Annotated in this window: 10 protein-coding genes; 7 read left to right on the plus strand and 3 right to left on the minus strand. The window is 48.5% G+C overall.

Going from position 1 to position 10,249, the window contains the following annotated elements:
• The coding region (locus BN587_RS11195) for a hypothetical protein (protein ID WP_303684982.1) at nt 1-1,506 on the minus strand (1,506 nt) is incomplete at its 3' end.
• Nucleotides 1,507-1,535: 29 nt separating this feature from the next.
• The gene (locus BN587_RS11200) at nt 1,536-2,915 is read right to left on the minus strand and encodes an ABC transporter substrate-binding protein (RefSeq protein WP_021721234.1); all 1,380 of its coding nucleotides are present in this window, start codon (nt 2,913-2,915) and stop codon (nt 1,536-1,538) included.
• 366 nt (nt 2,916-3,281) lie between these two features.
• Between BN587_RS11200 and BN587_RS11205 the strand changes: the two genes are divergently transcribed.
• The 5 genes from BN587_RS11205 (at nt 3,282) to BN587_RS11220 (ending at nt 7,513) form a co-directional block, all read left to right on the plus strand.
• Nucleotides 3,282-4,796 (plus strand): SPFH domain-containing protein, encoded by a 1,515-nt coding sequence (locus BN587_RS11205; RefSeq protein ID WP_021721235.1) that lies wholly within the window; start codon nt 3,282-3,284, stop codon nt 4,794-4,796.
• Nucleotides 4,797-5,252: 456 nt separating this feature from the next.
• Nucleotides 5,253-6,356 (plus strand): hypothetical protein, encoded by a 1,104-nt coding sequence (locus BN587_RS11210; protein WP_021721236.1) that lies wholly within the window; start codon nt 5,253-5,255, stop codon nt 6,354-6,356.
• A 12-nt stretch (nt 6,357-6,368) separates the two neighbouring features.
• Nucleotides 6,369-6,701 carry a TPM domain-containing protein gene (locus tag BN587_RS11610; RefSeq protein ID WP_021721237.1) on the plus strand — a complete coding sequence of 111 codons (333 nt, stop codon included), beginning with the start codon at nt 6,369-6,371 and terminating at the stop codon, nt 6,699-6,701.
• Nucleotides 6,702-6,731: 30 nt separating this feature from the next.
• Complete coding sequence (locus BN587_RS11615) at nt 6,732-7,145, plus strand: hypothetical protein (RefSeq protein WP_021721238.1); 414 nt, start codon at nt 6,732-6,734, stop codon at nt 7,143-7,145.
• 71 nt (nt 7,146-7,216) lie between these two features.
• Complete coding sequence (locus BN587_RS11220) at nt 7,217-7,513, plus strand: hypothetical protein (RefSeq protein ID WP_021721239.1); 297 nt, start codon at nt 7,217-7,219, stop codon at nt 7,511-7,513.
• Nucleotides 7,514-7,652: 139 nt separating this feature from the next.
• On the opposite strand, the gene BN587_RS11225 is transcribed toward BN587_RS11220, so the two are convergent.
• On the minus strand, nt 7,653-8,564 hold the full coding sequence (locus BN587_RS11225; protein ID WP_021721240.1) for a metal ABC transporter substrate-binding protein: 912 nt from the start codon (nt 8,562-8,564) through the stop codon (nt 7,653-7,655).
• Between the two features lie 191 nt (nt 8,565-8,755).
• Here BN587_RS11225 and BN587_RS11230 point away from each other — a divergent pair, with 191 nt between their 5' ends.
• Together BN587_RS11230 and BN587_RS11235 are read left to right on the plus strand one after the other, a co-directional pair.
• Nucleotides 8,756-9,421: a metal ABC transporter ATP-binding protein gene (locus BN587_RS11230; protein WP_021721241.1), complete on the plus strand. Its 666-nt coding sequence runs from the start codon at nt 8,756-8,758 to the stop codon at nt 9,419-9,421.
• Entirely contained in the window at nt 9,421-10,218 is a 798-nt protein-coding gene (locus BN587_RS11235; RefSeq protein ID WP_021721242.1) for a metal ABC transporter permease, read from the plus strand. The genes BN587_RS11230 and BN587_RS11235 overlap by 1 nt, the downstream gene beginning before the upstream one ends.
• Nucleotides 10,219-10,249 lie beyond the last annotated feature (31 nt).

Here is a 10,249-nt window from a genome sequence, read left to right on the forward strand (position 1 = left end):
TTCCTGCTGAGCCTGCAGCTTTTCTTGCTGCGTCTGCTCCATTTGCAGGCGTACCTGTTGAATTTCATTCTGTAGGGCGGCAAGCTGTTCCTCCAGCTGAATATATTGGTTGGCGGTCTGCTTTTGCTTTTCCTGTGCCTCCTGCAGACGCATGGCAGCTAGTCCGTATTGTTTTTGTACCTGATTGTTTTCGCTTTGCAGCTGACGCAGCTTTTCGGCCTGCTGCTCGGAATGACTCTGCAGAAATTCAAAGAACTGGTTAAGCTCCAGCACATTGGCTTGCGGAGGGGCATCGGGATTTTGCTGCAGCTGCTGCAAATCCGCTACCAGCGGGTCTACATATCTTTTGCTGAAATAACCGGCAGACAGCAATGAAAGCAGCAGAATAATACCCAGCATTATCAGCAGACGCATTTTTGCCTGCCCCTGCAGATGATAATAGCTGTCGGCAGGCAGCATGACTGCTACCCTGTGCTCCGAGGCACCGACCGTCAAGGGAGCGGTGAAGCCGATGAAGCGCTCCTGACCGGCAGTAAATAATTCGTGCTCGCCGTCAGAGCTGGTTTTTATAGTAGAATTGACGAAGGAGGCCGGATTGGAAAGCTGTCCCTGGTATTCGTTGTCCGCCTTTTTATCGAGAATAGCGGTAATCAGCGGATAGCCCTTGTAATTGGCCTGCTTGGTGCGCTGTTGGAAGTAAACGCTGCTGATTTCAAAGCCGCAGATACCGATAATCCTGCCGTTATTACTGTTAATAGGCATCAGGAAAAGACGGGACTGCTCCCAGCTTTCTTTGAGGTGGGCAACGTCTGTCAGGATATATTGTTGGGAAATATTATTTTCCTTGGCATGCAGCAGCTTATCGGCCTGCGGATAGGCGTGGACGTTAAGCTCCAGCTGCCAGGTGCTGTAAAGGCTGATGTTATTATTGCGGGCCACCTGAGGGTTGCCGCGGAACATACATGTTTCATTGAAAAGGGTGTTTTCGGAATAGATATTGGTAAATTTGAGAAAAAGACCGTTATAGGTTGGTTCCAACAGATTCGTGTTGACGCTGGCATTAATCAGATACAAGGCACCGCTGGCCGGAGCCTGCTGCATCTTGGCAGCAAGAGTCTGGTAGGTTGCTTGCTGAATCGCTGTCAAAGCCTCGGGATTGTTGTTCAAGGCATCATAATTATTGTAAATGCCCTGCTCCAGCATAACGCGGTCGATATCATTCTGCAGCTGCTGCGACAAATCGATATTGTGCGCAGCCAGCGCGTTCATCTGGCGTTTGATATCGTTGGTACGGGTGTTAAGCTCATATTCAAGAAAGCGGTCGATATCATGGCTTGGTGGCTGTACTATGCCGATAACGTTTAACAGGATTAGCATAGCAGAACCTGCCAGCAGCACCAGTGACAGCAGGTAAATAATGAAACGGCCGCGCATAGAGCGTTTGTTATGCCATATTTCTTTGCCTATAAGCAGCAGTCTTTTTATTTTGGTGAGCTTATTGAGCATTAAGAGCCTCCTTGGTAGGATTTTTTGGCTTATTGCTTGTAATTCAGCAGCTTCTGATAACTTTCTTCTACTAACTTATCAAGCGTTTGCTGTGGATTGGCACCGCCGGCAATTTCCTGTAAATATTGCTGATGGGCAGCGCGCAGAATATTTTTGCTGCCGTATTCCAGATTCTGCTGAATTTCGGCAGCATTGTGCGGCAGATGAAGCCAGGTGCCTTTTTTGTATACCTGCTGCATACAGGTATACAGCTTGCGATATTTGAAGTTATGCACATCTTGCGGATTATTCAGCAGTTTTGGCAGTGCTTCCTTATTGGTTGGCAGGCAGCCTGCCTGCATAGCAAAATTCAAATTGCTGTTTTCCTGCGCCAGCCATTTTGCAAAAACAACGGCACCAAGATTTTTGCGTTCGTCTGTGCTTTTGATGGCAAATAATCCTACACCGCGCTGCAGCAGTGTTACCTTACCACCGTTGAAAACAGGGCAGGGATAATAGTTGGTAACGATAGTTTCACGCGTGTTGTCGGGATTAGTGACGTAATCGCGCATATAAAGAATGGCGGCGGTAGAGCCGACGTTGCTGATTAAATCGGCTGTTTTCCAGGCATCGGCCGCATAACCCTTTTCAATACCAAGACCCCCGGCGATAGCAGGCTCGGCTGCGGCACGGAAGATGCGCTTGAAGTTGGAGCTGGCAAGGTCCGGCTTGCCGTCCTTGATTAACGGGTCGCCCAAGGATGCCATGCTCGTCAGGTAATAGTTATAGAAATCATCCAGCTGGCACATGTTTTTGCCGCCGGTCCAGGTATAATACTTGCGGCAGAGCGCAAAAAGCTTGTCATAATCGGCGAAATCATCGGTGCTGGCACCTGTTGCCGCAGCAAAGCGGTCAAAATATGTCTGGTTTACAAAAAGCAGCTCGGTGGATTTTGCTACCGGCAGCATCAGCAGCTCCTTATCCTGATAGCCTTCGGCTAAAAATTCCGGTTGGTAAACAGCTAAAGCTTCTTTATCAAGGTATTTGTCCCAATGCAGCAGCTTATCGTGCATTGCGGGGATTACACGCGGATAGGCGGTAAAAAGGTCGGGCAGCGGCACAGCGCCGGGCTCCTGCTTGGCCGAAGCGAACAAAGCCTTGTCAATAACATTGGAGCTGCTTACGGAAGCAACCTTGACAATGACGCCTTGGGCCTTACCCTCAGAGGCATTGAATTTTTCGATTGTATCATTAAATGGGGAATTGGTCTGGTTGCCGTAAACATGCCAGATGGTGAGCGTTACCGGCTTGGCCGGGTCGAGTGATGCCTTGCTGCCGCAACCGCTGCTGAAAGCGGTAACAAGACAGATCAGTAACAGCACCAACATACTGTATAAGGAAGCAGAAAATTTTTTTGATACAACGGACATGAAAAAACCTCCTGAAAGAGTATTTTTAGAGAAAAAAGGTAAAAAATAAGGAAAATTTACCCTTATCCTACCCGAAATCGCCATTTGGTGTAGTGACGAAATGCAATTTTTATATTAAACTTAAGGCAAGGAAGCGGAAAACAGCTTACCTGCACAGATAATTTGCAAAGATTGTCTAACAATTAGTTTATCACAAATCAAAGTATTAGTGAATAGTTTTTTACTACAGATAAGGATAAGATAAATATTTTACAATTTCTTGGCTGATAAGTGTACAGCTGTTTTATTCAAAGTCCTGTTAATATTAAGCGGGATTTGATAAAATATAATTGTTAATTTTTTAGTGATACAAAAGGAGGTTGTATTATGGGTTTAATTAAAGCGGCAATGGGCGCTGTAGGCGGCGTACTGGGCGACCAATGGAAAGAGTTTTTCTATTGCGAAAGCATGCCTCCCGAGGTTCTGGTAACCAAGGGTATGAAGCGTACGTCCAGCCAAGGACGCAGCTCTAACACTTCTGCAGAAGACAACATCATCAGTAATGGCAGCGTTGTTGCTGTCAACGAAGGTCAGTGCATGATTATCGTTGAGCAGGGCAAGGTTGTAGATATGTGCAACGAGCCCGGCGAATATGTATACGATACTTCTACTGAACCGTCTATCTTTACCGGCAATCTGAAGGATAATGTAAAGGCGATTTTCGGTCAGATCGGTAAACGTTTCACCTTCGGCGGTGACCCCGGCAAGGATCAGCGCGTATATTACTTCAATATGAAGGAAATTTACGGCAACAAGTTTGGCACCGCTCAGCCGATTCCTGTACGCCTGATTGACAACAACTTAGGCATTGATTGGGAAGTTGGTATCCGCTGCTTCGGTGAATACAGCTATAAGATTACTAATCCGCTGCTGTTCTACACCAATGTATGCTCCAATATCACTGACGAGTATCGTCGTGACCAGATTGACAGCCAGATGAAGAGCGAGCTCATGATGAGCCTGGGCGTTGCCCTCGGCACGCTCACTGAAAACGGTATGCGTTACAGCGCACTGCCGCGTCATGGCAAAGAAATCGCTAACGCTTTGAACGAAGATTTGAGCGACCAATGGCGTGACCGCCGCGGTGTAGAGGTTTATTCCTTCGCACTGGCAAGTGTAACCATGTCTGAGGAAGATGCTCAACGTCTGAAAGATATCCAGATGCTCAGCAATCCGAACCGTGCAGCAGCAGCTATGGCTGGTGCTACTGCAGACGCTATGCGTATTGCAGCTGGCAATGAAGGCGGCATGGGTGCAATGGGCGGTTTTGTTGGCATGAATATGGCCGGAATGGCCGGTGGCGCAAATGTGGCTGGCTTGTTTGCCCAAGGACAACAGCAGCAGATGTATGCTCAGCAGAATCCTTACGGCCAACAGCCTCCTTACGGACAACCGCCTTATCCGCAACAGCCGCAACCTCCTACTCCGCCGCCGGCCGCCCCTGCCGCCCCTGCGGCAGCAGCACCGGCAGCAGATGCCTGGACCTGCAGCTGTGGCACTACCAACACCGGTAAGTTCTGTGCTAACTGCGGCGGCAAGAAGCCTGAGCCGAAACCGGCAGAGGGCAGCTGGACCTGCAGCTGTGGCACTACCAATACTGGTAAGTTCTGCGCTAACTGCGGCAGCAAGAAGCCGGAAGACAAACCGGCAGAGGATGGCTGGACCTGCAGCTGCGGCGCTGTAAACAAAGGCAAGTTCTGCGCTGAATGCGGCAGCAAGAAGCCTGAGGGAGCACCGCTGTTCAAGTGCGATAAGTGTGGCTGGGAGCCGCCAGATCCGCACCATCCGCCTAAGTTCTGCCCTGAGTGCGGCGATATTTTCGATGATAACGACAAACAATAACCTCATATATTAACAGCTTGCGTCAGATGCGAATGCAAGCATGATGTATGCTCCTATGCTGCCCCTTCCGCCTCACTACGTTCGGCACCTTCCCCAAGGGGAAGGCAAGAAGGTTAGCAAAAAATAATGGGTGAATCGAAAGCCTTAGTGAGCAATTAACATATCGTGTAAGGAATAGTAATTTTAGTAAATAAGTGTCCGGAACCATAGAAGCGAGGGTACGTAACATACTGTTACTATCTGACAAATTTTACCGAAGCTTCGTCCTGGTTCCACACGAAATTTGCGTTGTGCCCTTTGGGTACTGGGAAATTGCTTCTGACTGGAACGGTATTTAATTGCGATGGACAACTCCCTTCCGCCTCACTGAGGGGAAGGCAAGATGTCGAAATAGGTGGTTGAAGGGGGAGCGGGAGCAATCAAGATTGCATAACTATATTTTAACGAGGTGATATTATGGCTGAAACCTCTGTAGGCTATAAGTGCCCTAACTGCAGCGCGCCGCTGACGTTTTTGCCCGGTCATGATAAGGTGACCTGCGAATACTGCGGTACCGAACTGGAAGTTAAGACTATAGAAGAAATGTATGCCGCCAAGGAAGCCGCTGCTGCCAAAGCGCAGGCTGCCAAGGAGGCTAAGTGGGATACCTCTGCTGCCGGCAGCGAGTGGGAAGCTGAAGAAGCAGAGCAGATGAAGGCCTTTACCTGCTCCAGCTGCGGTGCGCAGATTGTGAGCGATGGCAACACCATGGCAACAGAATGCTGCTACTGCGGCAGCCCGACTATGCTGCCGAGCCGCTTTGAAGGTATGCTGAAGCCGGACTTCATCATTCCCTTCAAGAAAACCAAAGAGCAAGCTGTTGCTGCCCTCAAGGAATTCTACAAGGGAAGAACCCTGCTGCCTAACTCCTTTACGGCCAACAATCGTGTGGAGGATATCCAGGCGATGTATGTACCGTTCTGGCTGTTTGACTCCAAGGTTAGCGCCAGCGGCAGCTATCAAGGTGCCAGCGACAGTGTTTATGAAACCGATGATGAGGTTGTTACGACTACCGTTGTCTATAACTGCGAGCGTGAAGGCACCATGTCCTTTGAGCGCATCCCTGTAGATGGCAGCGAGAAGATGGACGATACCTTTATGGAGAGCATCGAGCCATTTGACTACAGCGAAATGGTTCCCTTCAGCACTGCTTATCTGACAGGCTTTTTGGCAGATAAATATGATGTGGATGCCGAGGCTGCTGTAGTCCGTGCTGATGAGCGTGTTGTCAAAAGTGCCGAGGGCTGTCTTGAAAATACCGTTACAGGCTATACCCGTGTAACCAGCAATGGTGACTGTGCAGTTATCAAGGATGAAAATGCTGTGCATTATGCAATGGTGCCGGTATGGATTCTGTCTACACGCTTTGAGGATAAGCCCTATACCTTTATGATGAACGGTCAGACGGGTAAGGTTGTCGGCAGTCTGCCGATTGACTATGGCAAGCTGCGTAATTACACTGCCCTGACCTTTATTATTGTAACAATTATCAGCTACTTCATTGTGAAGTTCATCTTATAAGGAGGTGCCGGAATGAGAAAGTTATTTGCAATCTTAACCATGCTGGCAGTCCTTATGTTAGCCAGTGTAACAGCCTTTGCTGCGCCCAGCCTGGTGGATAATGCCAAGATTCTTACACCGCAGCAGCGTCAGGCAGTTCTGGCAGAGCTGCACAAGCAGGAGCAGGCGCATAATGTACGCATTGCTGTTGTAACCATGAAGACAATTGGCGGTGCCGTTCCCGGTGAATATGCCAATAAGCTGCTCGACGATGTTTATAATGACGGTGCCAAGGGCAATATGGTATTGCTGCAGGTTACCAACACCCGTAAATGGTATATTGCTACCGATAAACAGCTGAAGTAGGTTATCGTTGGCAATGAAGGCGTTGAGTATATGAGCAAGCCGATGGTTGCAGAGTTCAAGAAAGATAATTATGCCCAAGGCTACATCACCTATGCTCAAAAAGCAGGCGAGCTCCTTGAGTATTACGAAAAGGAAGGCGAGCCGTGGGATCCTAATGCAGGCTTCAACTGGTTTGCTTTAGTAATTGCTGCCGGTATCGGCGGTGCTGCAGCCTATGGCTGGCGTGCACTCCTGATTCAGGGTATGAGCAACGTGCGTGAGGCTGTCGAAGCAAATGCCTACTTGGATAAGCAAACCTTTGCGCTGACGCACAGCAATGATACTTATCTGTACACCAACGTTTCTGCTGTTCCGAAGTCTAAATCTAGCGGCAGCAGTGATGATGGTTCTGTAAGCGAAAGCTCTGCTGATGATAATCATGGCGGCGGCGGTGGCAGCTACTGATATTATAATGAGCTGAAACTTTTTGCGGCTGCGATTGTTTATCGCGGCCGTTTTTTTAAAGGGAGGTTATTATGCGCAGAACGACTATAAATTCAGGCTTTTTTATCTGCTTTATTGCCAACCTGATAGTGAACTGGGAATGGGGGTTTATTGCGGTGCTGCTCTGGGGCTTTAGCTACTGGTTCAATCTTTCGTGGTACCCTGCGGCGGCTATGGCCGTTTTGTGGCTCCTGATGGGCTTTTCTCTGACCTGGATGATTATTTGGGGCTCGTCGGCGCGTGATAATTACCGTCCCAATCAGCAGCTGAAAAATATCAATCCTTATTCGTCTAAGAATGAGGATGTGCTGCCTAAGAACAAAAAGTGAATCAGCTTTGCCGGCTCGGCCGACGGAGCGATGTGTACGTAAAAACGCCGTGGCTGCGGCAGGTCGATGACCTGCTGCGTAAGCCGCGGCGTTTTGCTGTGCGTAGATAATTTTGTTTGCTGCCAAGATGGCAGCCTTTTTATTTTTTCAGGCTTTTATAAATAGCGTCCAGGTTTTCTTCCATGCGGGTAAGATAGGTTTTCTCACCGTTGCTGCATTCAATAGTATATATTTCCTGCGTAGTGGCACCAACCTCGCGCGCCAGTGTTTCTGATGTTTTGGGGCTTACCGCTTCTTCTACGAAGATAGTTTTTACATTGTGCTCCTTGCAGTAGGCTGTCAGCTTGGCCAGGTTTTGGGCGCTTGGTTCGCCGCTGGCAAAAACATCCTCGATGCTTTGCTGCTGCAGGCCGAAGTCACGGCACAGGTAAGCAAAGGCAGCATGACCGGTGACAAAGTTTTTCTGAGGTATCTGTGCAAATAGCGTTTGGTATTTTAATAACAGCTCCTGCAGTTTTAGATGATAAACTTGCGCATTTTTTTTATAGAAATCAGCATTGGCCGGATCTGCCTGTGCCAGCGCTTGGGCAATGTTTTTCACTTCTGCTTGGGCGCAGCTCAAGCTTAGCCAGGTATGTGGGTCATACCGGCCGTGCTCGATAATCAAGTCCAGATCTGTCAGGCCGATGAGCTTAATGCCTTTGGAAGCTTCCACTGTGACTAGTTTTTTGTTGTCGGCTGCTTTCACTGCCTGTTTAACCCAACGCTCCATACCATTGCTGTTGTAAATCAGAATATCGGCGTTGCTCAAGGCCTGCATAGTTTTAGTGGTAGGCTGAAAATCATGTGGCTCTGTGCCGTCGGGAATCAGGGAAGTTATATGAATTTTATCCTGTCCTACGGCCTGAGTAAATTCTTTCATAGCGTTAAAGGTTACCACAACCCGTAGCTTATGGTCTGCAGCAGGTGCAGGCTCCTTGCTGCCGCAGCCTGCCAGCAGACTGCAGAGCAGCAGTGTGCAAATACAAAAAATAATACTGAGCTTTTTCATGGGTTGTCCTCCTCATTTAAACATAAATAAACGCAAATGATTTGCATATTATAGCAGATTTTATCATAACACTCTTGAACTTTCTTGTCAAGCTAAATGCAAATGACTTGCATATTTGCCGGGTGAGGTCTATAATATTTACTGCAACAAAAAGGCAGCGCAGGCTGCCGTGAGTAAATGAAGGAGCCAATATGATAGAACTGAAGCATATAGAATTTGCCTATGAATCCGGCAGCGAGCTGCTGCGCGATATCAATATGCAAGTAAATGACGGTGAATATATTGCCATTGTCGGCGAAAACGGCAGCGGCAAAAGTACGCTGGTCAAGCTGCTCTTGGGCTTGCTGGAGCCGTCAAAAGGTGAATTGAAGAATACTTTTAGCAGCATCGGCTACGTGCCGCAGCGTTTTGAAACACTCAACAGCCAGTTTCCGATAACTGTATATGAGGTGATGGAATACTATCGCCGTGTGCTGAAGGTGACGGACAAGCAGGCTGTACGTCGCTGTTTGGAGCAGATGCATGTTTATGACCTGCGTGACCGTTTAATCGGTACGCTGAGCGGCGGCCAATGCCAGAAGGTACTCATTGCCAGAGCACTGCTGGGTAGCCCACAGCTGCTGATTTTTGATGAGCCCTCTACCGGCATTGATGTCAAGAGCCAGCAGGAGCTGTATAAATTTATGCAGGAGCTGCATGAGCAGGGTATTACCATTATCACGGTAGAGCATAACCTGAAATTTGCGGCGCGTAATGCCGATAAAATGTACCATGTCATGAACGGTTATGGTCATTTCTGCAATCCGCAGGAATATGTTCATGAATATATGCAGGATAATGTAGGAGGTGCGGAATAATGCTGGAATACGCTTTTATGCAGAATGCACTGCTGGTTTCTGTACTGATTTCTTTAATGTGTCCGATGATTGGTATGTTCCTGGTGCTGCGCCGCTATTCCATGATTGGCGATACGCTGGCGCATGCATCGCTGGCCGGTGTGGCGGTAGGCCTGCTTGTTAAGGTGAACCCGATTATCAGCGCCTTTGCCGTAACCTCTGTCTTTGCTGTGCTGATTGAGGTTTTGCGTCAGCGCTTCCGCCGCTATGCGGAGCTTATACTGGTTATCATTCTGTCGCTGTCTGTCGGTATTGCGATTACGATTATCAGCAGCGGTATGGTACATACTAATGTAGAAGCATTTTTGTTCGGCAGCATTCTGACCGTAACGCCTGACGATGTGCTGGCGGTAGCAGTACTGTGCGTAGTGTCGCTGGCCGCCGTTTACCTTTTGTATCCGCAGCTGGTTATGCTGGCCTTTGATGAAGACGGTGCAAAAATTGCCGGCGTAAAAACACGCCTGATTAATTATATCTTTGCTCTGCTGGTAGCAGCTATGGTTGCTGTTTCCATCCGTGTGGTAGGCATTCTGGTTATCAGCTCGCTGATTGCTCTGCCGGTGGCGGCGGCTCTGCAGCTGGGCAAGGGCTTTAAGGTGACGATGCTGGCAGCCATGGTGCTGAGCTTTATCGCTATTATCACAGGCCTTGTGACCTCCTACTGGCTGGGTGCGGCGCCGGGTGGTGTAACTGCTTTGGTTTCGGTGGCTTTGCTGCTGCTGATTATCATCTACAAAGAAATACGTACTGTCTTATAAAGAAGCATTCCCGTAATCAACAAATATGAGC

The sequence above is a fragment of the Phascolarctobacterium succinatutens CAG:287 genome (assembly GCF_000434895.1).
Lineage (GTDB): Bacteria > Bacillota > Negativicutes > Acidaminococcales > Acidaminococcaceae > Phascolarctobacterium_A > Phascolarctobacterium_A succinatutens_A.